A 24,269-nucleotide genomic window follows, 5' to 3' on the forward strand; every position below is an offset into this window, starting at 1 on the left:
ACTAGGTATTCCAAGTAAATTGTTGCTTAGCTGCGGGTCACCCGCCCCAGTTCCGGCCCCACCGCCGGCCCCAGCTGCCAGTCCGACCGCCGGCCGAACCGCCAGCCGCGAGAAAGGATTCCCATGGCCGCTTCAGTTCCCTTGCCCATGGACCCCATCGCCGAGGCCAGGCGCCAGTGGATTGTGCACGGCTGGACGGATGCGGCGGACGGCATGGCCGCTTTCTCTTCCGTGATGCGGGCCCACCAGCTCATGTACAGCCGGGTCGACGCCGTGCTCAAGCCGCTGGGGCTGTCCTATGCGCGGCTGGAAATGCTGCGCCTGCTGTCCTTTTCCCGTGACGGGGCGCTTCCCATGGCCAGCGCCAGCGCCCGCCTCCAGGTGCATCCCACGTCCGTGACCAATGTGGTGGACCGGCTGGAAAAGGACGGCTTCGTGCGCCGGGAGGCCCACCCCACCGACGGCCGTGCCACCCTGGTGGTGCTGACCGGCACCGGGCGCACGCTGGTGGAAAGGGCCACCCGCGTGCTCAACGGCGCCGTGTTTGAACAGCCCGGCATTCCCGAGGAGGACCTCCTCACGCTGACCGGCATCCTGGCCCGCTTCCGCCGCGCCGCGGGCGATTTCACGGACCCGCCGGAGCGCCCCGAGCCGCTGTAGGCCTTGCCGCATTGCTGGCAGCACCTGCGTGTTGCCGGATCGGCGGTGCAGCACCTGCCTCACCAGTTTTCAAGGAACCCGGGAGGCGCCGCGGGGGATGTCAATGTCCACGGTCGCACCCTGCCCGCGCAGGTACACCAGGTGGCTGGCCGTTTCGGCGAGCGCCAGGCGCAGGGTGAAGTGGCGCAGCGAGTCGAAACCGCGTGACCAGGTTAGTTCCTTCGCCACGTCCCACACCGTCCGGGCGTTCCCGGCCACCAGCACGGCTGCCACCTCGCCGGAGCGCCCCAGGGTGTGGCGGCGCAGTTCGGCAACCCTTGCCGCGAGCCCCCGGAAACGGTATTCGTGGGCCGGCAGCACCTCCATGGCGTTCCCGTCGGCCAGGACGTCCAGCGAACGGAGGTAGTCCCCCACAGGATTGTCGTGCCCGTGCGCCTCGAGGGAGACATGCGGGGTGATCCGCGGCAGGACGTGGTCCCCGGTCAGGAGCAGTGAGTTTTTCGTGTCGAGCAGGCAGATGTGCCCCGGCGTGTGGCCCGGTGTGGCAAGCACGCGCACGGCCAGGCCCGCCACAGGCAGCACGGCACCGTCCGCCAGCCTGAGCTCGGGCTCCGCGATGCTGCGCAGCCCCTCCCACTGCCCCGCCCGGAACGTCACCTCCCCCAACACGGCCTCCGGCACACCCCACGCCGTGAACTGTGTGCGGTCGCCGGCCACAAACGTCCCCATGTCCGCCGACCATTCCGCCGGCAGCCGTTCCCTCTCGCCGAGGGCCATCCAGCTGCTCCCGCCAGCCCGCAGCCGCGCCGCCATGCCCAGGTGGTCGGGGTGGTAGTGGGTGGCTACGACGCCTGTGATGTCCGACGCCGTTGCCCCCGACGCGGCCAGGCCCGCCTTGAGTGCTTCCCACCCTTCGGCGGAGTCCCAGCCCGGGTCCACGAGCGCCGCCTCGCCGTCACCCAGCAGGAGGTAGGCGAGGGTGTAGCGCATGGGGTTGCCCGGGAACGGGACTGGGATGGACCACACGCCCGGGCGGACTTCCTCCACGGGCGGCATCACCTTGTTCTGCCACGCCGTGAACTGGTCGTTGCCCGTAACGCTGATCATGGTGCCCTCCAGGCGTTGAGAATTGACTCGATGTCCGCAGCCGCCACATCCGTCCCAGGCGGCGGCGCTGCCGATCGGGAAAAACGCGGAGCCGGGGCAGCCACAATGTCAGCCCCGGAGCCTGAAAGCGTCCCGCGGGCGGCCACGTGGGGATGCAAGGCGGCTTCGGCAAACGTCAATACGGGCGTCACGCAGGCGTCGGTGGCTTCGAACAGTTCCGCCCATGCGTCCCGTGTCCGCGTTGCAAAGGCGGCCGCCAGGACTGCGGCGAGCGTCGGCCACTGGGAGGGGTCGTCCCGGTCGGGCAGGCCTGCACTGCCGGACCCGGAACCGGCGCTTCCGGAACCGGCGCTTCCGGAACCGGCAAGCCCCAGTCCCTCCAGCAGCGCCGCGTAAAACTGCGGCTCGATGGCGCCCACGGCAACGAATCCGCCGCCGGCGCATTCATAAGTGCGGTAAAAGGGGGCGGCGCCGTCCAGCAGGTTGGCTCCGCGGGTGTCGTTCCACAGCCCCACGGAGCGCAGCTCGAGGATGAGCTGGGAGAGCACGCTGACGCCGTCGACCATGGCCGCGTCCACCACCTGGCCCAGCCCCGAACGCTCCCGCTCCCAGAGGGCGGCCAGGATGCCGGTGACCACAAACAGGGAGCCGCCGCCAAAGTCGCCCACCAGGTTCAGCGGCGGGACTGGCCGGTCTGCCGGGCCCATCGCATGGAGGGCCCCGGTCAGGGCAATGTAGTTGATGTCGTGCCCGGCCCGCTGCGCCAGGGGCCCGTCCTGGCCCCAGCCGGTCATGCGGGCGTATACAAGCCGGGGGTTGGCGGCCAGGCACTCCGCGGGACCCAGCCCCAGCCGTTCCGCGGTCCCGGGGCGGTAGCCCTCCAGCAAAACGTCGGCGGCGGCGACAAGGGACCGGACCGAGGCCAGCTCGCCGTCGTTCTTCAGGTCTGCGCGCACCGTGGTGCGGGAGCGCTGGAGGTGGGTGTCCACACGGTACCCGCCCACGGGAGGTGCCGGGCCCACCACGCGCACCACCTCGGCGCCCAGGTCCGCCAGCATCATGGCCGCGTGCGGGGCAGGCCCCATGCCGGACAGTTCCACCACCCTCAGGCCCGCCAGCGTTCCACCCACTACCCCTGCGCCCCGGCCGTTTCCTGTGCCGCCGTTTCCTGAGCCGCCGCGTAGCCCTCCCGCAGCTCCCGCTTCAAGATCTTGCCGGCGCCGGACACTGGCAGCGCCTCCAGGAATTCGAAGCTGCGCGGCACCTTGTACCCGGCAATGTGCTCCCTGCAAAAGGCTTGCAAGGCCGCCGCGGTGGCCGCCTCCCCTTCCGTCCCAGAACCGGCGGCCAGCACCACCACGGCGTGCACGCGCTCGCCGTAGTTCTCATCGGGAACGCCAATGACGGCTGAGGACGCCACTGCCGGGTGCATGCTGAGCGCGTTTTCCACCTCCGCCGAATACACGTTTTCGCCGCCCGTGATGATCATGTCCTTGAGCCGGTCCACCACGAACACAAAGCCGTCGGCGTCAAGGTAGCCCAGATCCCCGGTGTGCAGCCAGCCCCCGCGCAGGGCTTCGGCGCTTTGTTCGGGCTTGTTCCAGTACCCCTGCATGACGTGGGCGCCGCGGCAGCAGATTTCCCCGACGTCGCCGTCCGCCACAGGGCGCCCGTCCAGGTCCAGCACGGCCACCTCCGAGTGCGGCGCCGCCCGGCCGCCGGAGCGCAGCCAGTCGCCGTGGTGGTCCTCCGGCAACAGCAATGTGACTACCGGCGAAGCCTCCGTCTGCCCGTAGGCCTGCACCAGGCGCAGTCCCGGCAGCCGCTCCATGGTGCGCCGGAGCACGCCCTCGGCGATGGAGGAGCCGCCGTACAGCATCCGCTTCATGGAGGACAGGTCGTAGTTCGCCGACTCCGGGTGGTCCACCAGGACCTGGATCATGGTGGGCACCAGCAGCACGTCGGTGGGCCGGTGTTCCTGGATGGCGGCCATGACGGAAACCGGCTCGAAGAACGGCACCATCAGGTGTGTTCCGCCCAGGATGGTGAGCCCGCTCCAGGCGGCCAGGTCTGCCAGGTGGAACATGGGTGCTGCGTGCAGCAGCGTGGCGCCGGCCTCCAGCAGCTCGCCCGTGGCCACGGTGCCCAGGCCCGAGGTCACGAAGTTCGTGTGGCTGAGCATGACCCCCTTGGGGAAGCCGGTGGTGCCGCCGGTGTAGTAGATCCCGGCCAGGTCCTCCCCGTGCCGGTAGGCGTCTTCCACCGGTTCCGATCCGGCCACCAGCTCCTCATAGGAGAGCATGCCGGCCGGGGTGGGGCCGTCGCCGCAGTGGATGTACGTCTGGACGCCCGGGGCGGCCTCCCGCAGCACGGCCGCCATGGGGGCGAAGGCGTCGTCGAGCAGCAGCACCCTGGTGCCGGAATCGTTCATGGCATACGCGACTTCAGCGGGCGTCCAGCGGATGTTGATGGGCGTCACGGCGCCACCCGCCCACGGCACGGCCATCAGGTATTCGGCAAAGCGGTCGGAGTTGAGCGAGACAATTCCCACCCTGTCCCCGGCAGCCACACCCAGTTGTTGCAGGGCCCCGGCAAGACGCGCCACCCTGTCACCATGTTCGGCATAAGTGCGCTACCGGTCCTTGTAAATGGTGGCAATGGCGCGGGGCGTGGCTTGCAGCGAACGGTGCAGTCCTTGGGTCAGATACACGGTGACTCCTCAATCCATGTCGTGGGTGACAATCAAAAAAGCAGTGTGTAAAACGGCGCCCGGCACGGCTGCCGGACGGTTGGCGTTCGACGCCGGCCCTCACCTTCCCCGGAATTCGGCAGGCCTGCGTTCCCCGAGGGCCGCAACGGCCTCCGCGAGGTCCCCGCTGTGGAGGAACGCCGAGTTCCACAGGGCCACGTGGCGCAGCCCGCGGGCAATGCGCTCCTCCCGTTCCTCGTTCAGCACGGCCTTCGTGCCGGCCACCGCCAGCGGCGAATTGGCGGCCATCTCAGCGGCCATTTCCAGCGCGGCCGACAGCAACGACTCCGGGTCTGGGTAGACATCGTTGACCAGGCCGATTTTCTCCGCACGCTGCGCCGAAATGTCCTTGCCCGTCAGTGCCAGCTCGCGCAGCTGGCCTTCGCCGATGATGCCGCGCAGGCGCTGCAGGCTGCCGACGTCGGCCACGATGGCAAGCCGTGCCTCCCGGACGCTGAACTTCGCCTCCGCCGAGGCAAGGCGCACATCCGCGGCGCTGATGAGGTCCACCCCGCCCCCGATGCACCAGCCGGAGACCGCCGCGATGACGGGCTTGCGGCAGGCCGCGACGGAGGTGACGCCGTCCTGCAATTGGCCTATGAGCCGCAGCAACTCGGACCGGACGGCCGCCGTGGGGCCGGTTTCGGCATTGAGCTTCAGCAGCCACGGGCCCAACACCTCCTGCACGTCGAGCCCCACGCTGAAGTGCTTCCCCGTGCCGGCGAGGACCACTGCGCGGACGGAGTGGTCGGCGTCGAGCGCGGCGAACAGCAGGGGCAGTTCGGCCCAAAAGTCCAGGCCCATCATGTTGCCCCGGCCGGGCCCGCACAGCCGGACGACGGCGACACCCGGGGCGGGCCCCGCCTCCACGGTGAACGCCGTCCAGGCCTGGCCCATGGCACCACCGGCCACGGACGCTGCGAAACCGGCGGCCATCAGTACTTTTCCCCGCGCCCGGCCTTGGCCTCGAGCGAGTCCGGGGGCAGGAAACGGTCGCCGTACCGGGCGGCAAGCTCACGGGACCTGGCCACAAAACCGGCCAGGCCGCCCGCATACCCGTTCATGAACTGGACCACCCCGCCGGTCCAGCCGGGGAAGCCGATGCCCAGGAGGGAGCCGATGTTGGCGTCCTCCACGCTGCGCAGCACCCCCTCGTCCAGGCACTTGACGGTTTCCAGGGCCTCGGCAAAAAGCATGCGCTCTTTCATGTCCTCGAAGGGGATTTCCGCCGTGCCGCCCCAGTTTTCCGCCAGGCCTTCCCAGAGCCCGGTGCGGTGGCCGCCGTCGTAGTTGTAGAAGCCGGCACCGCCCAGCTTGCCCTTGCGCCCAAATTCCCCGATCATCCGGTCCAGAAGCTCGTAGGCGGGGTGGGGCTGGTACTTTTGCACGCCGCCGTCGTGCTCCAGGCCTGCCTTGGTTTCCTTCTGGATCTTCGACATGAGGGTCAGGTTCAGCTCGTCGGCCAGCTGCAGCGGCGGGGCCGGATACCCGGCCTGCGCACCGGCCTGTTCCACGGAGACCGCGGAAATGCCCTCGCCCACCATGGCGATGGCCTCGTTCAGGAACGTTCCGATCACGCGGGAGGTGAAGAAGCCGCGGGAATCGTTGACCACAATGGGCGTCTTGTGGATCTGCTGGGCAATGTCGAAGGCGCGCGCCAACGTCTCGTCGGAGGTGTTTTGGCCGGCGATGATTTCCAGCAGCGGCATCTTGTCCACAGGCGAAAAGAAGTGCAGGCCGATGAAGTGGGGCTGGTCCCGGACGCCGCCGGCCAGTTGGGTGATGGGCAGCGTGGACGTGTTGGAACCGAGCACGGCGCCTTCGGCCACCAGGTCCTGGATCTCCTGGAAGGCCTGTTGCTTGACGTCCACGTTCTCAAACACGGCCTCGATGACCAGGTCCGCACCCGCCGTGTCCGACGCATTCGCCGTAGGGGTGATCCTCGCCAGCAATTCATCGGCTTGGGCCTGCGTGGACTTGCCGCGGGACACCGCCTTGTCGGTCAGCATCCGCGAGTGCTCCTTGCCGCGCTCCGCCGCCTCCAGCGACACGTCCTTGAGCACCACCTCCATGCCGCCGCGGGCGCACACATGGGCGATGCCGGCCCCCATCTTGCCCGCCCCGAGGACGGCCACCTTCCTGGCGGTGTATTTCCCAAATCCTTGCGGGCGGCTGCCGCCGGCCTTGATGTGCGCCATGTCGAAGAAAAACGCCTTGGTCATGTTGGTGGAGACCTGGCCGGCCACCACCTCCACGAAGTAGCGCGACTCAATTTCCAGGGCCGTGTCGATGTCCACCTGGGTGCTTTCGACGGCGGCCGCCAGGATGGCCCGCGGGGCCGGGTAGTTGGCGCCCTTGAGCTGCTTGCGCAAGTTTGCCGGGAAGGACGGCAGGATGGCGGCAAAGCCTGGGCTGGCGGGGGTGCCGCCGGGAATCCTGTACTTGGGCTGGTCATAGGGCTGGACGGCGTCCGGGTGTGCGGCAATCCACGCCTTGGCGGCGGGGATGAGCTCCTCCACGGTGTCCACCACCTCATCCACCAGCCCAATGGCCTGGGCCTCGCGGGGCTTGTACCGCTGGCCCTGCAGCAGCACCTTCATGGCGGCGTCGGCCACGCCCATGAGGCGGACGGTGCGGACAATTCCGCCGCCGCCGGGCAGCAGGCCCAGGGTGACTTCGGGCAGGCCGATCACCGAGCCGCGGGTGTCCGCCGCAATCCTGTGGTGGGCGGCCAGGGCAATTTCCAGGCCGCCGCCCAGCGCTGCGCCGTTGATGGCGGCCACCACGGGGCGGCCCAGTGTTTCCAGCGCGCGCATCGGGGCCTTGATGGCCTGGCCGAGGTCGAAGATCCGCTGGGCGTCCCCGGGCCCTGCAGCAATGAGGTCGTTGAGGTCCCCGCCGGCGAAGAATGTCTTCTTGGCGGAGGTGAGGATGACGCCGGTGATGGAGTCCTTTTCTGCCGTGAGCCGCGCCACGGCGGCCTGCATGGACGCCGAGTAGGCGTCATTCATGGTGTTCGCAGACTGGTCCGGGTCGTCCATGGTGAGGATGACCACCCCGTCGGCGTCCCGGTCCCAGCGGATGGTGTTCTTGGTGTCAGTCACGTTTTTAGACCCTCTCAATCAAGGTTGCCACGCCCATGCCGCCGCCTATGCACAAGGTCAGGACGGCGCGCCGGGCATTGCGCCTTTCCAGCTCGTCCACCATGGTGCCCAGGATCATGGCGCCCGTGGCGCCCAGCGGGTGCCCCATGGCGATGGCGCCGCCGTTGACATTGAGTTTGTCGTCCGGGATGCCGAGGTCCTTTTGGAACTTAAGCACGACGGCGGCGAAGGCCTCGTTGATCTCGAACAGGTCAATGTCGTCCACTGTCAGCCCGGCCGTTTTCAGCAGCTTCCGGGTGGCCGGGGTGGGGCCGGTGAGCATGATGGTGGGGTCGGCACCGGACGTTGCAGTGGCCACAATCCGGGCCCGGGGCACCAGCCCCAGCCGCTCCCCCATGTCGGCGCTGCCCACCAGGACCAGGGCGGCGCCGTCGACAATGCCCGACGAGTTTGCCGCCGTGTGGACATGGTTGATGCGCTCCACGGTGTGGAACTTCTGGAGGGCCACGGCGTCGAAACCGCCGGCGTCGCCCATGCCCGCGAAGGAGGGCTTCAGGGCCGCCAGGGACTCCACCGTGGAGTCCGGGCGCATGTGCTCGTCATGGTCCAGCACCACCAGGCCGTTGCGGTCGCGGACCGGGATGACGGAATTGGCGAAGCGGCCCTCCCGCCAGGCCGCTGCCGCCAGCTGCTGCGAACGCACCGCGTAGCTGTCCACGTCCGTTCGGCTGAAGCCCTCGATCGTGGCAATGAGGTCGGCACCCACGCCCTGGGGCACAAAGTAGGTGTCGAAGTTGGTGGCGGGGTCCATAGCCCAGGCGCCGCCGTCGGACCCTATGGGCACGCGGGACATGGACTCCACGCCCCCGGCAATGATGAGGTGGTCCCAGCCGGAAAGGACCTTTTGGGCCGCGGTGTTCACCGCCTCCAGCCCGGACGCGCAAAAGCGGTTGATCTGCATGCCGGCCACGGTGTCCGGCATGCCGGCGGCCAGCGCGGCCGTGCGGGCAATGACGGCGCCCTGGTCCCCCACCGGGGAGACAACGCCCAGGATGAGGTCGTCAATGAGGTTTTCATCCAGCCCCGGGTGGCGCCTGCGGAGTTCGTTGATCAGGCCCACCACCAGGTCCACGGGCTTGGTGCCGTGCAGCGATCCCTTCTTGCCGCGGCCTCGCGGGGTCCTGATGGCGTCATAGACAAATGCTTGTGTGTTTCCTTGTGGGCTCACCTTGGGCCAGGTCCTTCCAATCGGTTTGAAGCGTTGTGGGTTTTTAGAGCGAACGGGCAATGAGTTCCTTCATGACCTCGTTGGCCCCGGCCAGCACGCGCAGCACCCTGTTGTCGGCATACATGCCGGCGATCGGGTATTCCAGGCAGTAGCCGTAGCCGCCAAAGAGCTGCTGGCAGCGGTCCACCACTTCCCCGGTCCTGTCGGTGATCCAGTACTTGGCCATGGAGGCGGTGGCGGCGTCGAGCCCGCCAGCGACGTGCCGGGTGATGCAGTCGTCCAGGAAGACGCGGTTGACCCGGTTGATGGTGGCGCATTCGGCCAGTTCAAAGCGGGTGTTTTGCAGTTCAAAGAGCGGCTTGCCAAACGCCTCGCGGCCCTTGGTGTACTCGAGCGTGGCGGCGAGTGCGGCCTCCGCGATGCCCTGGGCCATGATGGCGGTGATGAGCCGTTCCTGCGGCAGCTGGTTCATGAGCTGGTAGAAGCCCTGTCCCTCGGTCCCGCCCAGTATGTTCGCGGCCGGGATGCGCAGTCCGTCAAAGAACAGCTCCGAGGTGTCCTGCCCCTTCAGCCCGATCTTGGCCAGGTTGCGGCCCCTTGTGAAGCCGGGAGTTTCATCGCCCACCTCTGCCACCAGGAGGGATACGCCCTTGGCGCCCTGGCTGGTGTCCGTCTTGACGGCAATCACCACCAGGTCGCACAGCTGGCCGTTGGAGATGAAGATTTTGGAACCGTTCACCACGTAGTGGTCCCCGTCGAGGCGTGCCCGCGTGGTGATCCCCTGCAGGTCGGAGCCGGCGCCGGGCTCGGTCATGGCAATGGAGCCGATCCATTCGCCGCTGCACAGCTTGGGCAGCCAGCGCAGCTTCTGCTCCTCGGTGGCGTAGGCCAGCAGGTAGTGGGCCACAATGCCCTCGCTGACGGCAAAGCCCAGGGAGCCCGCTCCGGCTGCGGTTTGCTCCTGCAGCAAAAGTGCCAGGTTGGCAAAGGTGCCGCCTCCGCCACCATATTCCTCAGGGATGCTCATGCCGCACAGGCCCAGCTCCCCCGCCCGCGCATACAGTTCCCGGTCCGGGTGGCCCTGGGCCTGGAATTTTTCTTCCAGCGGCGCCACTTCCTTGACGAAATAGTCCTGCAGCAGCGCGGCAACGTCGCGCAAATCCTCATCGATCCATGGCGCGGAATAAGTACTTGTTGACATACTGCCAATAGTGCTTAACTATTGACAGCGTGTCAATGGCACGCCGGGGTTAATCGGGAAAGTGATGATAATGAGCACGTACACCGCCATCAAATGCACGTTCGACGCCGGGGTTGCCACGGTGTCGCTGAACCGGCCCGGGGCCCGCAACGGCTACACGCCCACCATGGCCCATGAACTGGAGCGCGCCTTGAAGGCGGCCGACGCCGACCCCGCCGTCCGCGTGGTGGTCCTCACCAGCGAAGGGCCGGACTTTTCCGTGGGCGCCGACCTCAGCGGCGGCGGCTTCGACCTGGTCCCGGAGGGAGTGGACCCCGAATCGTGGCAGGAGCCGGCGGGGCGTTGTTCCAAAACCATTTATGGCATGGACAAACCCGTCATCGCGGCCCTGCGCGGGGTGGCCGTGGGGGGCGGCATCACCATCACCCTGTCCTGTGACTTCCGCCTGGCCTCCACCGACTCCCGCTTTTCCTTCCCGTTCAGCCGTCGCGGCATCTTTCCCGAAGGTGCTTCGGTGTGGTACCTGCCGCGACTGGTGGGCATGACGCGCGCTGCGGACTGGATGTTGACGGGCCGCCTCTTTGGCGCGCAGGAAGCGCTCGACGCCGGTTTGGTCACCTCCGTCCACGAACCGGACCAGGTGCTGGAGGCGGCGCATGCCCTGGCCCGAGACCTCATCGCCAACACGTCCGCGGTCTCCACTGCCGTGATCCGGCAAATGCTCAACCGGCTCAGCGGAATGGAATCGCCCTACCCCGCCCATGCGGTGGACTCACGACTCATCGCCGGGCTGGGATCCAACCCCGACGCCGCGGAGGGAGTGGCCTCCTTCCTGGAAAAACGGGCACCGCGGTTCCCCCTGGCCGTTCCGGCCGACCTCCCGCCGTGGCTGCCCTGGCGCTCCGCAGGGACCACGCCGTGAACGCGGCCCCCGTGCGGCTCCGCACCGACCCGGAGACCGAGGTGCCCGGCGTCGAACTTTCCGGTGGCGGGACGGGCCCCCGGCGGCAGCGCCTGGCCCCCGACCAGCGGCGCCAGCAAATTTTTGCCTGCGCCCAGCGGCTGTTCAACGACCGGCCGTATGAGGACGTGTCGGCGACGGACATTGCGGCCGCTGCCGGGGTGGCCCGGGGGCTGGTGAACCACTATTTCGGCAACAAGCGCGGGCTGTACCTGGAGGTGGTGCGGCTGAACTCCACGGTCCCCGAAATGGCCGTGGCCGGGCTGCCGGAGGGAAGCTTGGACCAGCGGATCGACGCCTCAGTGCACTGGTTCCTGGAGGCGCTGGAGCGCACAGGCGGCACGTGGCTGGCGCTGGGCTCCGGCGGCATGGGCCGGGATCCGGACCTGGAACGCATCCTGGTGGAGGCGGAAAACGACTCCGTGGAGCGGCTGTTGGAGGCCATGGGGCTGGCCGGACGCCACACGGGGCAGGAGGAGGTGCGCGCCATGATGCGGGTCTATGCCCAGCTGGCGCGCAGCGGCGCCCGCGAGTGGCTGCTGCGCAAGACGCTGACCCGGGCCCAGGCGCACGCGCTGCTGTCGAGCACCCTGCGCGTCATAGTGAAGGAAGCCATCCCGGCCATCTAACCCCGACGCTCCATCACCTTTCGGGGCCTCCCAGCCGACGCTCCATCACTTTATGCGGTCTCCCGGCCGACGCTCCATCACCTTATGCGGTCTCCCGGCCGACGCTCCATCACCTTTCGGGGCCTCCCAGCCGACGCTCCATCAGCTTCCGGCACGAATTCCGCGACTCGGCACCACTAAGTGCAGACGCGTCGGGGGAAAGACCGCATAACGTGACCGAGCGTCGGGGGAAAGACCGCATAACGTGATGGAGCGTCGGGGGAAAGACCACATAACGTGATGGAGCGTCGGGTTAGGGGTTCAGGTACAAGTCGGGCATGAGCTCCGCGGACGGGTCCACCGCGTACTGGCCGAAGTCTTCCATGCCACGTTCCCGCAGCACGTCCTCGTCGATGAGCACCTGCCCCGTCAGCTCCCGTGCCGGCGTGGTGAGGATGGCGTGGGCGGCATCCGCCACAATCTCCGGCGTGCGCGAGCGCCGCACCATCTCCGCCCCGCCTAGAATGTTGGCTACGGCGGCCGTGGCGATCGTGGTGCGCGGCCACAGCGCGTTGGCGGCCACCCCCTGGCCGGCGAATTCGGCGGCGAACGCCAACGTGCACAGCGTCATGCCGTACTTGGCCAGCGTGTAGGCCGGGTGGCTGCCCAGCCACTGGGGTGCAAGGTTCAGCGGCGGGCTCAGCGTGAGGATGTGCGGATTCCCGGCGTGCAGCAGGTGCGGCAGCGCGGCCCGCGTCAGCATGTACGTCCCCCTCACATTGACGTCCTGCATGAGGTCGTAGCGCTTGGGCGTCAGCTCAAGGGTGCCCGCCAGCGTGAGCACGCTGGCGTTATTAAGCACGACGTCGATGCCCCCAAAGGCGCTCACCGCCCCTTCCACTGCGCGCGAGACGGCTTCGTCGCTGCGCACGTCCCCCACGACGGGCAGCACCCTGCCGCCGGCCGCTTCAATGGCGGCGGCAGCCGTGTGGATGGTGCCGTCCAGCCGCGGGTCAGGCTTGTCCGTCTTGGCCAGGAGGACCACATTGGCCCCGTCCCGGGCGGCGCGCAGCGCGATCGCCAGGCCGATTCCACGGGACCCTCCCGACATCAGGATTGTCTTCCCGGCCAGGCTGGCAGCACCTGCGTCTGGGCCTGCGTCTGTGCCTGCTTCATGGTCCGTCGCTGCCATGGCTCCTCCTCGTGGTCCCGTGAGGCCACTGTACGGCGCCAGCCATGCGGGCAACAGTCCCTGTGGGAAAGTCTGCGTGGGAAAGTCGGGGCCCGGAGTTAAACTGGAAAGTTCCCGGTCCGAGGACCGGGAACTTTCCATATTTTCGTTGCGGGGACAGGATTTGAACCTGTGACCTCCGGGTTATGAGCCCGGCGAGCTACCGAACTGCTCCACCCCGCGATGTGGTCTCAACTTTACGCCGGGGCGCCCCTGCCGCCAAATTTGCGCCACGTGACGTTCGTCTCCCGTTCATCCGGCGGCCACGTAAAGCTGGCAGGGCACCCCTTCAGGGATGCCCTGCCAGCCGTGTGGGTCCGTCGCCTACGGCGTCGGGGTTGCCTTGGCGCTGGGACTGGCCGTGGCGCCGGGGCTGGCGCTCGGCGTCGTGCCTGTCTTGGCGGCCGCACCCTCCGCGGCGATGGCCGCCTGGAGTGCGGCGTCCAGGGCCTTCTGTGCCACGCCGTAGGCGGCAAAGTCGCCCTTGGTCAGGGCCGTCTGGCTGTCCTTCATCGCCTGGCTGGCATCATTGAGCGCCTTGGTCAGTGCCGGGTTTGAACCCGTGGCCCCGCCGGTGCCGCCCGTAGTGGAGCTGCCCGCCGCAGACTTGTCCTTCTGGACATTCGCGTCACCCGCCTGCGCACCCGAGTCGCCCTGGAACAGCTGGTCTAGCGCCTGGTTGAGCGTGGCGGCGTACCCAATCTTGTTGCCGAAGGCGACCAGTACGCGCTGCAGCGTCGGGTAGGACGTGGAGCCGGTGGACTGGACGTACACGGGCTGGACGTACAGCAGGCCGCCGCCCATGGGCAGCGTGAGCAGGTTGCCGTTCTTGATGTCGGACTGTCCCAGCTTGAGCAGGTTCAACTGCTCCGAAACGGTGGGGTCCGACTGGAAGGTGTTTTGCACCTGACCCGGTCCGGGCACCTGGGTGTCCGGCGGGAGTTCGAGCAGTTGCAGCTTGCCATAGTCGGGGCTCTTGACACCCTTGACATTGCCGGCGTCGCCATTGGCGGCCATGAAGCCGTACAGGATGTTCCGGGATTCGGTGCCCGACACCACCTGCGGGATGAAGTCGGTGGTCAGGGAGAACGCAGTCTTTTGCTGGCCGGGCATCTTCAGGGACAGGTAGTAGGGCGGCTGCTTGTCCACGGCCGCCGTGGTGGGATCATCCGGCACGCTCCACGCGTACGTGTTGTTGTAGAACGTCTTCGGATCGGTCACGTGGTAGCGGCCCAGGAGCTCGCGCTGGACCTTGAACAGGTCCTCCGGATAGCGAACGTGGGACATGACGTCCGCGGACATGTCCGTCAGCGGCTTGACCGTGGTGGGGAAGATGTTTTCCCACGACTTCAGGATGGGGTCCTCGGTGTCCCAGGCGTACAGCTGCACCGAACCGTCATAGGCGTCAACCGTGGCCTTGACCGAGTTGCGGATGTAGTTGACGGACGTGTTGGGCAGGGCGCCCACGCCGTTCGCGGTGGTCAGTGAGTCGGTGGTGGCGTCCTGGAGCTGCTGCTGCTGCGAATACGGGTAGTAGGAGCTGGTGGTGTAGCCATCCACGATCCACTTGATCCGCCCGTCGACGACGGCGGGGTACGGGTTGCCGTCGATGGTCAGGTACGGGGCCACCTTGGACACGCGCTGTTCCGGGGTGCGGTCGTAGAGGATCTGCGACTTGCTGTTGACCCCGTTGGTCAGCAGCAGGTCGGAGGACTGGAACTTCAGGGCGTACATGAGCCGGTTGAACCAGTTGCCCACGCTGGGGCCGCCGTTGCCGGTGAAGGTGGTCATGGACTCTCCGGCCGTGCCGGTGGTGTCGGTGGAGGTGGTGCTGGAACCCTGAGGGCGGTCCAGTTCCACGTGGGTGGCGCCTTCGGGTGCGCCAACAATGGAGTAGTCCGTCATGGACTGGCCAAAGTAGGTGCGCGGCTGGTAGCTGGTGTCCGTGCCGAGCACGCCCGTCGAGGGGACGCCGGATTGCATGAACACCGGCTTGCCGTCGGAGGTGACGGTGTTGCCGTAGGCGGCCACCACGCCATAGCCGTGCGTGTAGACCAGGTGCTGGTTGTACCAGGTCTGCTGGCCGGGGTTGATGCCTGCCGGGTTGAGTTCACGCACGGCAATGACGGCGTCCTGAACCTTGCCGTCAATGGTGTACCTGTCCACATTGAGCGTCTTGGGGAACTCGTAGTACGGCCGGTACTGTTCCAGCTGTGCAAATGTTGAGGAGATCAGGTTGGGGTCCAGCAGCCGGATGTTCGCTGCGGTGTCGGCGTCCTTGCGCAGGGCCCCGGCAGTCGCCGTCGTCGTCGCGTTGTAGGGGGTCACCGTCATGTCGGAAAGGCCGTAGGCCTGCCTTGTCATGTCGATGTTGCGGCCGATGTAGGTGGCTTCCACGTCGCCCTCGGAAGGCTTGACCTGCCATTGCTGGATGGCGTAGGGGTAGATCCCGCCGGCCACGATGGCCGTGACCACCAGCATCCCGGTGCCGATGAGGGGAAGCTTCCACCGGCCCATGAACGCGGCCACGACGAACAGGATCGCCACGATGATGGCGGCTGCAGCCAGGATGGACTTGGTGGGGATGACGGCGTGCACGTCAGTGAACATGGCGCCGGCACGGTAGCCACCGTTGTCTTGGAGGGTGGCGTAGCGGTCCAGCCAGAAGTTGATGCCCAGCAGCAGCAGGAACACGGCGGCTATGACTGCCATGTGGATCTGCGCCTGGCGGGAGGTGAAGATGCCCCGCTCGGTCAGCCGGACGGCACCGTAGAGGTAGTGCGTGAGGAGGCCGGCAATGAAGGAAACGACGGCGACACTGATGAACAGCCCGATCAGCAGGCCCAGGAACGGCAGGGTGTTCGTGTAGAAGCTGATGTCCAGTTGGAATTGCGGGTCGGTGCTCCCGAACGGCACCCGGTACAGGAACAGCAGCACCTTCTCCCACTGCGCCATGGCGGCGGTGCCGGCGAACAGCCCAAACACCACAGGCACGCCCACCATCACCACGCGGCGGATGGGTTCCAGCTGCACCTGGTAGCGGTTGAGGTTGTCGTCGCGGGCGTTGTCCGGGGCATAAATGGGGCGGGCCCGGTACGCAACGCGGATGGAGAAGTACACGGCAACGGCCATGACCAGGAAGGCTGCGAGGAAAATGATCAGCTTGGCCAGGCGCTCTCGCCAAAACACGGTGCTGTAGCCCAGCTGGTCAAACCAGAGGAAGTCCGTGTAGACGCCGGCGAAAATCACCAGGCCAATGACCAGCGCTGCCACCACGATGATGGTGGGCAGGAGGGCACTGCGGCGTCTGGGCCTGGCGGAACTGCTCGGGGACGGTGCTGGGCGGGATGTCACTCTTACCTCTGCTTACTGGTGGTGATTCGACGGTGGTGCCGGGCGGTCCTTGCGCAATCCGGCCACACTGGTGCCACGAATGGCGGCGCGGCCGGGTTCCGCATGATGCTCAATTGTTACTTGCATGTGGGCAGGCTGGATCCGTCCTTGCCGGAGCCAATGGCAGAAACAGCGTCATATGCTTCCTTCAGGGTAGCGACTTTGATGACCTGAAGCCCGTTGGGGACGTGGCCCACCACGTCCGTGCAGTTTGCGGCAGGTGCCAGGAAGTAGTCGGCACCGCTGTTGCGGGCGCCCACCATTTTTTGCGCAATGCCCCCAATGGCGCCCACATTGCCCGTGTTGTCAATGGTTCCCGTGCCGGCAAAGTGCCGCCCGCCCGTCAGTTCGCCGGGTGTCAGGGTGTCCATGATGCCGAGGGCAAACATCATGCCGGCGCTGGGGCCGCCAATGTTGCTCAGCGAAATTTTCACGTCGAACGGAAAGGTGTACTTGTTTTGCAGCGCAATCCCGAGGAGGTATTTTCCGTCCGTGCCTTTGCGGGGCGTGACCGTGACGGACTTGGCAGCCCCGCCGCGCAATACGTCCACCGTGACGGGGGCGCCCTGGCCGGCAGCCAGCACGCCCTGGATGGTGGTTAGCGCAGAGGCGGGCTTGCCGCCAATGGAGACCAGGACGTCGTCGGGCTTGAGGATGCCGGCGGAGGCGCCGTCGGCCGGCACGGAGGCCACGGCCAGCACAGTCTTGTAGCCGATGTTCAGCGCGGTCAGGGCCGCGGCCGTGGCGTTTTCCTGGGAGCCGGTCATGGCCGCGGTGTTTTCACTGTTGACAGCCTGCTGGCTGACGCCGGGCGCATAAATGAGCTCCTCGGGGTAAATCGAGTCCGAGGGGTTGAGCCAGGCAGCGAGGACCTCGAAAAGGTTCACCTGGCTCCCGGGCAGCCCGCCGGTGAGGTGCACCGTGGTCAGGTCAAGGCTGCCTGTGTTGGCCGGGAAGCTGTCGTGGCCCGCAACGCTGATGACTGGCTGGTTGTCCACCTTGCCGATCGTGTTGATGGCCGGGCCGGGCGATTCAACCACGTAGGGAACCGGTATGGCCAGGGCCGCAACGGCCAGCACCAGGGCCACCACGCCGGAGACCGCCATGAGCGGCAGCCGCCTGTCGCGGGTCCCTGTGCGGGGTGCGGCGGCGGGCCGGTCCTCCTGGTTCTGCTGGCTCAATTCTTTGTACCTTTCCAGGCTGCGCGGCGGTGGGCCCTGTGCCGCCGGGCGGCGAACACCATCCACCAGCCTACTGTGTCAGCCCGTGTCCGGGCTGTGAATGCACCGGGAACAGGTGCCCGGTTTTGTGGCGGTTTGGGGCACCTTTGCCTGTAGCGAACAGGACCGACCCGCGGGGAGACAAGCGTGCACGGCGGCGGTAACGTGAACCTCATCAGCATCCCCTGCAACGATCGGGCCATCATGTCACCCACACCAGCAAACAACGACGACGACGACACGCCGAAGGATCCGCTGTCCGAAATGCTGGCCAATCTGCTGGGTGGACAGGGCATGGAGGGCTTTGATGCTGCCGAACTGGCCAAGGCTGCCGGCCTGCCGTCGGACCCCAAGGTCCTGGCCCAAATGTTCTCCCAGGTCCAGGCCATGATGAGCGGATCCTCCGACACCCCCGTCAACTGGGACCTGGCCCGGGACGCCGCCAGGAAGGCGGCCGCCGGCGATGACCCGTCCGTGTCACCGGCCCAGTCCCGTGAGGTGGATGAGGCGCTCCGGCTGGCCGAAATGTGGCTGGATCCGTTCACCGAGTTGGCCGCCACGGCGATCATCGGCAAGGCCTGGTCCCGCGCGGAATGGGTGGAGGAAACCCTCGGCACCTGGCAGCGCCTCACCGAGCCCGTGGCCAACAGCATTGCGTTCGCCATTTCCACCGCCATGAATGAGCAGCTCCCCGAGGAAATGAAGTCCATGATGGGCGGTGCGGCCTCCATGATGCAAAACATGGGAGGGGCCCTGTTCGGCCTGCAGCTTGGTGCTGCCGTGGGTGCGCTGGCCAAGGAAGTGGTGGGCTCCACCGACATCGGTATACCGCTGGCGGACCTGCAAATGGCGCTGCTGCCGGCAAATGTGAAGGCGTTTGGTGAAGGGCTGGAGGTTCCCGAGCAGGAAATCCGCTTGTTCCTGGCCCTGCGCGAGGCCGCACACGCGCGGCTGTTTGTGCAGGTGCCGTGGCTGCGCGGGCACCTGCTCGGCGCCATTGAGTCCTACGCCCGCGGCATCCACATCGACATGTCCCGCATCGAGGACCTGGCCCACAACCTGGACCCCTCCAACCCTGAGGCAATGCAGGCCGCCCTGTCCGAAGGCGTCTTCATGCCGGCCCGCACGCCGGAACAGGAAGCCGCCCTGTCCAAGCTGGAAACGGCCCTGGCACTGGTGGAGGGCTGGGTGGATGAAGTCACCTTCGCCGCGGCCGCGAACCTGCCTGCCGCGGCGGCCATCCGCGAGACCATCCGCCGGCGCCGGGCCACCGGCGGCCCCGCCGAGCACGCGTTCGGCTCCCTGGTGGGCCTGGAGCTGCGCCCGCGGCGCCTGCGCGAGGCTGCGGCGCTGTGGTCCTCCCTCAAGGAACAGCGCGGCATTGCCGGGCGCGACGCCATCTGGGCGCACCCCGACCTGCTGCCCACCTCCGCGGACCTGGATGACGCTGCAGGCTTCAGCGCCCGCCGCTCCGCCTCGGATGCGTCCGAGTCCGACGTTGACGCGGCCCTGGCGAAGCTCCTGGACGGCGGCTTTGACGAAGTCCCCCCGGAAGAGACCACTGAAGGGCCTGAGCACCCGGAAGGGCCTGAGCACCCGGAAGGGCCTGAGACGGGCCAGTAACTGCCTCAGAACAGTTCGGCGGCCCACTGCTCCCCGGAGCCCGGTCCGCCGGCGTCCCCGTCGACGCCGTCCCCCTGGTCCCCCGGTGATTCCCCGTCACCGGGGGATTCGTCGTCCAGGTCGCCGGCCATGCCCTGGATGTTGCGCGCCGAGGCAAAGGAAGCCCCCTCCAAAAATGCCTTGGCGCGCTCCAGGTGGGGGTAGCCGGCAAGCTCCGCCCAAAAGGCTGCGCTGTGGTTGGGGTGGATCAGGTGGGACAGCTCGTGCAGCAAGACATAGTCCAGGACCCATTCGGGCATTCCCTGCACATGGTGTGAAATGCGGATGGTCCGGCGTGCGTGGGTGCACGAGCCCCACCGGCCGTTTTGGTTGCGCACCCACCGCACGGAATCCGGTTCGGCCCGCGAACCCAGGTACCGCGCCGACAGCAGCCGGCACCGCTGCATCAGCGCGTCATCGCTGGCGGGCGCAGCACGACGCCGGCCCCCGGCCCTGGCGCGCGTGTCGGCATCCAGGCGGGAGACCATGTGGGGCACCCAGTAGTCCTCATCCTCCAGGGTCATGCGCGCCGGCACGGCGATGACGGCCCGGCCCGCTTCCCAAAACGCGGCGATGCCTGTTTTGCGACGGCGGGTGCGCCTCACCACCACCGGGGCACCGTTCGCTGCACGGTGCGCGGAGATGGAATCGCCGAGCGGCCCCGGCGTTCCCCTGCCCAGGGGCGCACGGCGGGGCTCGGGCCGCTGCTGGCCGGGCTGCGGCGGACGGTTGGAGGCCGGAAGGATTTGTGCTGCCATGCATCGACCGTACTACGCCGGCGGCAGCGCCATCGAACGGAAAAGCCAAATTGTGGACAACTGCCGCCTGTGGATAACTTCGTGCAGGATTACCGGTCCCGTGCCAAAATCAAGGCAGCATCCCTGCCCGGGTCGCGGGCAGGGAGCCAGTGCTGCAGGAGGCCGACATGACAACCATCAACCCCGGGCTTCGGGTGGTCCGCCGCGGAGCCCACAGCATCCAAATCGGGGTGGGGGCCGGGGGCACCGTCATTGACGGGCTGCAGCCGGACGACCTGCTTTTCATTGACGCACTTCGCCGTGGCATCCCTGACGGCCAGGTGGCGGGCTGCGCCGAGTCCCTGGGCTTGACCCAGGGGCGGGCGCAGGAAATCCTGGCAACCCTGAACGGGATGCTCTTTGGGGACGCAGACCTGGCGGTGCACGGTTTTCGTGCCGAACGGCTCGAGCCGGAACGCTCGGCCATGCTGGGCCTGTACCGGACACCCAGCCGGACGTACATCGACAGGCGGGAACACGGCGTCGTGCATGTCATGGGGCTGGGCCGCACGGGGGCGGCGCTGGCCCGGGCGCTGGTCAGTGCCGGGGTGGGCACCATCCTGCTGGAGGATGACCAAACAGTCACCGCAGTGGATGTCAGCCCGGGATCGTTCAGGTTGGCGGACATCGGGCTTGCCCGTTCAGCCGCGGTGCGCCGCCACCTGCTGCGGGAGGATCCCAGCTGCCACGCCCACGTGCTGCACGACGGCGGCTCCGGCGGGCCGGACGCCCGGTGCCTGGACTTGGCCGTGGTGGTGGCCCACGACGCCGTCAGCGCTGAAACGGCCGCCCGGTTCATGAGCACTGACCGTCCCCACCTCTTTGTGTTGATCCGCGAGCAGGACGGCACGGTGGGGCCGCTGGTGCTGCCCGGTGAAACGGCGTGCGCGGAATGTGTGGAACGCCACCGCGGCGCGGGCGATCCCCTGTGGCACGAGGTCTGCGAGCAGCTCGCCGCGGGCAGTGCCGGGCCTGCAGCGCCGGACGGGCGGCGGCCACGCACGGAATTGCTGGAGGGGGCCGCGCTGGCCACCGCCCTGGCGGGCACGGCGGCGGCCCAGGTCCTCCTATTTCTGGATGCCGTGAACCAGCCCGGTGCCTGGTCCTCCGTCATGACGTTCCATCCGGCCAATGGGCGGTGGAGCAGGCAGGAGTACCCGGCCCACCCGGACTGCGGCTGCCAGCTGCAGCGTCAGGCGCTGGCCACGATTTCCAGCACGGCCTCGCCGTAGCGCTCCAGCTTGGAGGGCCCCACGCCGGGCAGGGCGGCCAGCTCCGCCAGGTCCTTCGGGGCGGCCTCGGCAATGGCCATCAGCGTGGCATCCGTGAAGACCACAAAGGCAGGTACCTCCGCCGAGGTGGCCTCCCCCAGCCGCCAGGCACGCAATTCCTCGAAGACTGCCTCGTCATAGCCGGCGGGGCAGGTGGAACAGCGGCCGATCTTTCGCTCGGCGCCGGTGGTGAGCACCTTGCCGCACACCCGGCACACGGACGGGGCTGCCGTCTTGCGAGCCTTCCGGGTGGTCGCCATCCGTGGCCCGGCTGCCGTCCCTGCCGCCGAGCCGGGCCGGAGCCCGTCCAGGAACCGCGACGGCCGGCGGTTGGCCCGCCCGCCCGGCGTGCGGGCCGTGGACCAGGAAAAGTTCAGAAACTCGCGGGCCCGGGTGATGCCCACATAGAGCAGGCGCCGCTCTTCATCCACGGTTTCCGCGGTGTCGGCAAAAGAGATGGGCATGAGGCCCTCGCTCAGCCCCACCAGAAATACTGCGTCCCATTCCAGGCCCTTCGCGGAGTGCAGGGACGCCAGCGTCACGCCCTGGACGGTGGGGGCGTGCTGGGCTGACGCCCGTTCCTGGAGCTCGGCCACCAGGTCCACCACGGTGAATGCGTGTTCAGGCGTGCTGCGTGAAGTGACCAGGTCGTCGGCGAGGGCCACCAGCGCCGCGAGGGACTCCCAGCGTTCACGCACGGCCCCCCCGGACTTCGGCGCCTCGGCCTGCCAGCCGAGGTTGGCCAGGATGTCGCGGACCAGCTGGCCCAGGGGCTCATCTTCCGCCGAGCGCGAGGCTGCCCGCAACTGCAAAATGGCGTCGCGGACCTCCTTGCGGGCAAAGAAGCGTTCCCCGCCGCGCAGCTGGTAGCCGACGCCGGCGGATGCCAGGGCGCGCTCGTAGGCTTCCGACTGCCCATTGGTGCGAAACAGCACGGCAATTTCGCTGGCCTGGGTGCCGTGGTCAATGAGGATCTTGATGCGCCCGGCCACGGCTGCCGCTTCGGCCTCATCGTCGCTGCATTCCAGGAACTCCGGCAACGGCCCGGACGCCCGCTGCGCCCTGAGTTCCAGCGGCGCGGACCAGAGTGCGTCCGCGGCCAGTCCGCCGCTGCGCCGGCTCTTGAGCAGCGTGTTCGCCAGGCCCACCACTTGAGGCGTAGAGCGGTAGTCACGGACCAGCTTCACCACGTTGGCCTTGGGATAGCGTGCCGGGAAGTCCAGCAGGTGCCTGGGCGTGGCTCCCGTAAAGGAGTAGATGGTCTGGCTGGCGTCGCCCACCACGCACAGTTCATCGCGCCCGCCCAGCCACAGGTCAAGCATGCGCTGCTGCAGGGGCGACACGTCCTGGTACTCGTCGACAACAAAGTGCCTGTACTGCTCACGGACGGTTGCCGCCACCCGGGGGTCCTCCTGCAGGATTCCGACGGTGATGAGCAGGACATCTTCAAAGTCAATGAGGTTCCGGTCCGCCTTCACATCCTCATAGGACTGGAACAGCCGGCCCATGGCCAGCTTGTCCAGTCCGCCGGGTTCACCCCGGTCCTCCGCCTTGCCCACGTAGGTTTCGGGGGTCAGCATGGAGACCTTGGCCCATTCCACCTCGGCTGCCAGGTCACGGATGGCGGCCCTGTCGGTGGGCAGGCGCAGGCGCCGTGCGGCTTCGGCAATGACCTGGGCCTTGTGTTCGAGCAGCCCGGGCAGCTGGCCGCCCACAGCGTGGGGCCAGAAATACTGCAGCTGCCGCAGGGCGGCGGCGTGGAAGGTGCGGGCCTGGACGGTTCCCACGCCAAGGTCGCGCAGCCGGGTGCGCATTTCCGCTGCCGCCCGGGCCGTGAAAGTGACGGCCAGGAGCCTGTTGGGGTTGTAGACGCCGGTGTGGACGCCGTAGGCGATGCGGTGCGTTATGGCGCGGGTCTTGCCGGTTCCGGCACCTGCCAGGACGCAGAGGGGCCCTGCCAGCGTGGTGGCGACGGCGCGCTGTTCATCGTCCAGCCCGGCCAGGATGCGTTCTTCCGCCGTGCGTTCGTCCATGACCGGAAGGCCTGCCTGCCGGGGGTCGTACATCATGCCCGCCCGCCTGCGGGGGCGTGTCCGGTGGCCCCGGGTTCCACGGATGCCGCATCTTCCCGGTCCGGGCCTTCCCCGGGTTCCAGGATGGTTCCGCCGTACCAGTGTTCAATGAGGGCCCGGGCAATGGAGAGGCGCCGGGAGATGATGGCCTCCCCGCTCAGCACGGCTGCCTGCAGTTCGTCGCGGCTGAACCAGCGCGCCTCCCGGACCTCCGTCCCGTCCGGGATGGCCAGGGTGTCGTCGGTGTAGGCAACAAAGCCGAGCATGAGGGACCGCGGGAACGGCCAGGCCTGGGACCCGGCATAGTGGGTGGTGTGCAGGTGGACGCCCACTTCTTCGGCAATTTCCCGGACGGCACCCTGTTCGGCGCTTTCACCTGCTTCGATGAAGCCGGCCACGGTGGAGTACCTGTTGGGTTCCCAGGCAAAGTTGCTGGCCAGGAGGATTCGCCCGTCCGCACCAACAACGGCCACGATGGCCGCAGGATCGGTCCGCGGGAAGTGTTCGGAGCCGTCCTCCGTGCAACGGCGCATCCAGCCCGCGTGTTCCGGGATGGTGGGCGCGCCGCAGCGCGGGCAAAAACGGTGGCTGCCGTGCCAGTTCGCCACGGCCTGCGCCTGAATGAAAATGGCCGCATCCGTTTCACCCAGCGTGTCGCCCACGTCCCTGTACCCCGAGAAAAAGGTGCCGGCAGGCACCCAAGGCAACTCACCGGCGTCGTCCGGGACAACCTTCAGGACAAGGTGGGTTCCGGCCGGCAGCGGTCCGGAATCTATGGTTTGGCCGAGGTAGACGGTCACTGTGCCGGCCGGCAGGCGGCCGGCCACCCCGGCGGGCTCCAGAAAGGCCAGGCCGCCGGACACCACGAGGGCACGGCCTCGGCGGAAAAGGACGATCCGGTGGTCCGGGCTGCCCTGCACCTGCTCCAGGTACCGGCTTTCGCTGCGTTGTTCACAGTTTCTTTCGAGCACGGCTGCGGGGGAAGGCAAGGCTTGGATCATGGTT

17 protein-coding genes, 1 tRNA gene and 1 pseudogene are annotated in these 24,269 nt (G+C 67.8%); 5 read left to right on the forward strand and 14 right to left on the reverse strand.

Going from position 1 to position 24,269, the window contains the following annotated elements; genetic code table 11:
- Nucleotides 1-123 precede the first annotated feature (123 nt).
- On the forward strand, nucleotides 124-660 hold the full coding sequence (locus G6N77_RS09650; protein ID WP_165181922.1) for a MarR family winged helix-turn-helix transcriptional regulator: 537 nt from the start codon (nucleotides 124-126) through the stop codon (nucleotides 658-660).
- A gap of 69 nt (nucleotides 661-729) precedes the next feature.
- On the opposite strand, the gene G6N77_RS09655 is transcribed toward G6N77_RS09650, so the two are convergent.
- The 7 genes and pseudogenes from G6N77_RS09655 to G6N77_RS09685 all read right to left on the reverse strand — a co-directional run bounded on the left by G6N77_RS09655 (nucleotide 730) and on the right by G6N77_RS09685 (nucleotide 10,049).
- The gene (locus tag G6N77_RS09655) at nucleotides 730-1,767 is read right to left on the reverse strand and encodes an MBL fold metallo-hydrolase (protein WP_165181924.1); all 1,038 of its coding nucleotides are present in this window, start codon (nucleotides 1,765-1,767) and stop codon (nucleotides 730-732) included.
- Nucleotides 1,764-2,897, reverse strand: a complete 1,134-nt coding sequence (locus tag G6N77_RS09660; RefSeq protein WP_165181926.1) for a CaiB/BaiF CoA transferase family protein — start codon at nucleotides 2,895-2,897, stop codon at nucleotides 1,764-1,766. The genes G6N77_RS09655 and G6N77_RS09660 overlap by 4 nt, the downstream gene beginning before the upstream one ends.
- A pseudogene (locus G6N77_RS09665) lies at nucleotides 2,897-4,384 on the reverse strand (long-chain-fatty-acid--CoA ligase); the annotation flags it as partial. The gene G6N77_RS09660 and the pseudogene G6N77_RS09665, both read right to left, overlap by 1 nt.
- A 192-nt stretch (nucleotides 4,385-4,576) precedes the next feature.
- The gene (locus G6N77_RS09670; RefSeq protein WP_240901839.1) at nucleotides 4,577-5,452 is read right to left on the reverse strand and encodes a crotonase/enoyl-CoA hydratase family protein; all 876 of its coding nucleotides are present in this window, start codon (nucleotides 5,450-5,452) and stop codon (nucleotides 4,577-4,579) included.
- A complete protein-coding gene (locus tag G6N77_RS09675; RefSeq protein ID WP_165181928.1) occupies nucleotides 5,452-7,620 on the reverse strand; it encodes a 3-hydroxyacyl-CoA dehydrogenase NAD-binding domain-containing protein in 2,169 nt (722 codons plus the stop codon). The genes G6N77_RS09670 and G6N77_RS09675 overlap by 1 nt, the downstream gene beginning before the upstream one ends.
- A 4-nt stretch (nucleotides 7,621-7,624) precedes the next feature.
- Nucleotides 7,625-8,848, reverse strand: coding sequence for an acetyl-CoA C-acetyltransferase (locus tag G6N77_RS09680; protein ID WP_165181930.1), 1,224 nt, complete (start codon nucleotides 8,846-8,848; stop codon nucleotides 7,625-7,627).
- A 43-nt stretch (nucleotides 8,849-8,891) separates the two neighbouring features.
- The gene (locus tag G6N77_RS09685; protein ID WP_165181932.1) at nucleotides 8,892-10,049 is read right to left on the reverse strand and encodes an acyl-CoA dehydrogenase family protein; all 1,158 of its coding nucleotides are present in this window, start codon (nucleotides 10,047-10,049) and stop codon (nucleotides 8,892-8,894) included.
- 70 nt (nucleotides 10,050-10,119) lie between these two features.
- On the opposite strand from G6N77_RS09685, the gene G6N77_RS09690 reads away from it, so the two are divergent.
- Together G6N77_RS09690 and G6N77_RS09695 are read left to right on the forward strand one after the other, a co-directional pair.
- Nucleotides 10,120-10,971 carry an enoyl-CoA hydratase-related protein gene (locus G6N77_RS09690; protein WP_165181934.1) on the forward strand — a complete coding sequence of 284 codons (852 nt, stop codon included), beginning with the start codon at nucleotides 10,120-10,122 and terminating at the stop codon, nucleotides 10,969-10,971.
- Complete coding sequence (locus G6N77_RS09695; RefSeq protein ID WP_205678167.1) at nucleotides 10,968-11,639, forward strand: TetR/AcrR family transcriptional regulator; 672 nt, start codon at nucleotides 10,968-10,970, stop codon at nucleotides 11,637-11,639. Before G6N77_RS09690 ends, G6N77_RS09695 begins: the two co-directional genes overlap by 4 nt.
- Nucleotides 11,640-11,931: 292 nt before the next feature.
- Here the strand turns inward: G6N77_RS09695 and G6N77_RS09700 are convergent, their stop codons facing one another.
- The 4 genes from G6N77_RS09700 to G6N77_RS09715 all read right to left on the reverse strand — a co-directional run bounded on the left by G6N77_RS09700 (nucleotide 11,932) and on the right by G6N77_RS09715 (nucleotide 17,423).
- Nucleotides 11,932-12,810 carry an SDR family oxidoreductase gene (locus tag G6N77_RS09700; RefSeq protein WP_165181936.1) on the reverse strand — a complete coding sequence of 293 codons (879 nt, stop codon included), beginning with the start codon at nucleotides 12,808-12,810 and terminating at the stop codon, nucleotides 11,932-11,934.
- A gap of 148 nt (nucleotides 12,811-12,958) precedes the next feature.
- Nucleotides 12,959-13,032: transfer RNA gene (locus G6N77_RS09705), tRNA-Met, on the reverse strand.
- 141 nt (nucleotides 13,033-13,173) lie between these two features.
- Nucleotides 13,174-16,203, reverse strand: coding sequence for a UPF0182 family membrane protein (locus tag G6N77_RS09710; protein ID WP_165181938.1), 3,030 nt, complete (start codon nucleotides 16,201-16,203; stop codon nucleotides 13,174-13,176).
- A gap of 116 nt (nucleotides 16,204-16,319) precedes the next feature.
- Entirely contained in the window at nucleotides 16,320-17,423 is a 1,104-nt protein-coding gene (locus G6N77_RS09715) for a YlbL family protein (protein ID WP_240901841.1), read from the reverse strand.
- Between the two features lie 243 nt (nucleotides 17,424-17,666).
- Here G6N77_RS09715 and G6N77_RS09720 point away from each other — a divergent pair, with 243 nt between their 5' ends.
- Entirely contained in the window at nucleotides 17,667-19,085 is a 1,419-nt protein-coding gene (locus G6N77_RS09720; protein WP_165181940.1) for a zinc-dependent metalloprotease, read from the forward strand.
- Between the two features lie 5 nt (nucleotides 19,086-19,090).
- On the opposite strand, the gene G6N77_RS09725 is transcribed toward G6N77_RS09720, so the two are convergent.
- A complete protein-coding gene (locus G6N77_RS09725) occupies nucleotides 19,091-19,882 on the reverse strand; it encodes a M48 metallopeptidase family protein (protein WP_165181942.1) in 792 nt (263 codons plus the stop codon).
- A gap of 167 nt (nucleotides 19,883-20,049) precedes the next feature.
- Here G6N77_RS09725 and G6N77_RS09730 point away from each other — a divergent pair, with 167 nt between their 5' ends.
- The gene (locus tag G6N77_RS09730) at nucleotides 20,050-21,153 is read left to right on the forward strand and encodes a ThiF family adenylyltransferase (RefSeq protein WP_165181944.1); all 1,104 of its coding nucleotides are present in this window, start codon (nucleotides 20,050-20,052) and stop codon (nucleotides 21,151-21,153) included.
- Here G6N77_RS09730 and G6N77_RS09735 read toward each other — a convergent pair.
- Both G6N77_RS09735 and nudC read right to left on the reverse strand, forming a co-directional pair.
- On the reverse strand, nucleotides 21,114-23,261 hold the full coding sequence (locus G6N77_RS09735; protein WP_276609789.1) for an ATP-dependent DNA helicase UvrD2: 2,148 nt from the start codon (nucleotides 23,259-23,261) through the stop codon (nucleotides 21,114-21,116). The genes G6N77_RS09730 and G6N77_RS09735 overlap by 40 nt on opposite strands.
- Nucleotides 23,258-24,265: an NAD(+) diphosphatase gene (nudC, locus tag G6N77_RS09740; RefSeq protein WP_165181946.1), complete on the reverse strand. Its 1,008-nt coding sequence runs from the start codon at nucleotides 24,263-24,265 to the stop codon at nucleotides 23,258-23,260. Before nudC ends, G6N77_RS09735 begins: the two co-directional genes overlap by 4 nt.
- Nucleotides 24,266-24,269 lie beyond the last annotated feature (4 nt).

The organism is Arthrobacter silviterrae, from assembly GCF_011045165.1.
Classification (GTDB): domain Bacteria; phylum Actinomycetota; class Actinomycetes; order Actinomycetales; family Micrococcaceae; genus Specibacter; species Specibacter silviterrae.

Bases quoted from the DNA above. Each gene is read 5' to 3' on its own strand.
- G6N77_RS09650 (WP_165181922.1), top strand. From the start codon at position 124: ATGGCCGCTTCAGTTCCCTTGCCCATGGACCCCATCGCCGAGGCCAGG.
- G6N77_RS09655 (WP_165181924.1), bottom strand. From the start codon at position 1,767: ATGATCAGCGTTACGGGCAACGACCAGTTCACGGCGTGGCAGAACAAG.
- G6N77_RS09670 (WP_240901839.1), bottom strand. From the start codon at position 5,452: ATGGCCGCCGGTTTCGCAGCGTCCGTGGCCGGTGGTGCCATGGGCCAG.
- G6N77_RS09685 (WP_165181932.1), bottom strand. From the start codon at position 10,049: ATGTCAACAAGTACTTATTCCGCGCCATGGATCGATGAGGATTTGCGC.
- G6N77_RS09690 (WP_165181934.1), top strand. From the start codon at position 10,120: ATGAGCACGTACACCGCCATCAAATGCACGTTCGACGCCGGGGTTGCC.
- G6N77_RS09700 (WP_165181936.1), bottom strand. From the start codon at position 12,810: ATGGCAGCGACGGACCATGAAGCAGGCACAGACGCAGGCCCAGACGCA.
- G6N77_RS09720 (WP_165181940.1), top strand. From the start codon at position 17,667: ATGTCACCCACACCAGCAAACAACGACGACGACGACACGCCGAAGGAT.
- G6N77_RS09725 (WP_165181942.1), bottom strand. From the start codon at position 19,882: ATGGCAGCACAAATCCTTCCGGCCTCCAACCGTCCGCCGCAGCCCGGC.
- G6N77_RS09730 (WP_165181944.1), top strand. From the start codon at position 20,050: ATGACAACCATCAACCCCGGGCTTCGGGTGGTCCGCCGCGGAGCCCAC.
- G6N77_RS09735 (WP_276609789.1), bottom strand. From the start codon at position 23,261: ATGATGTACGACCCCCGGCAGGCAGGCCTTCCGGTCATGGACGAACGC.
- nudC (WP_165181946.1), bottom strand. From the start codon at position 24,265: ATGATCCAAGCCTTGCCTTCCCCCGCAGCCGTGCTCGAAAGAAACTGT.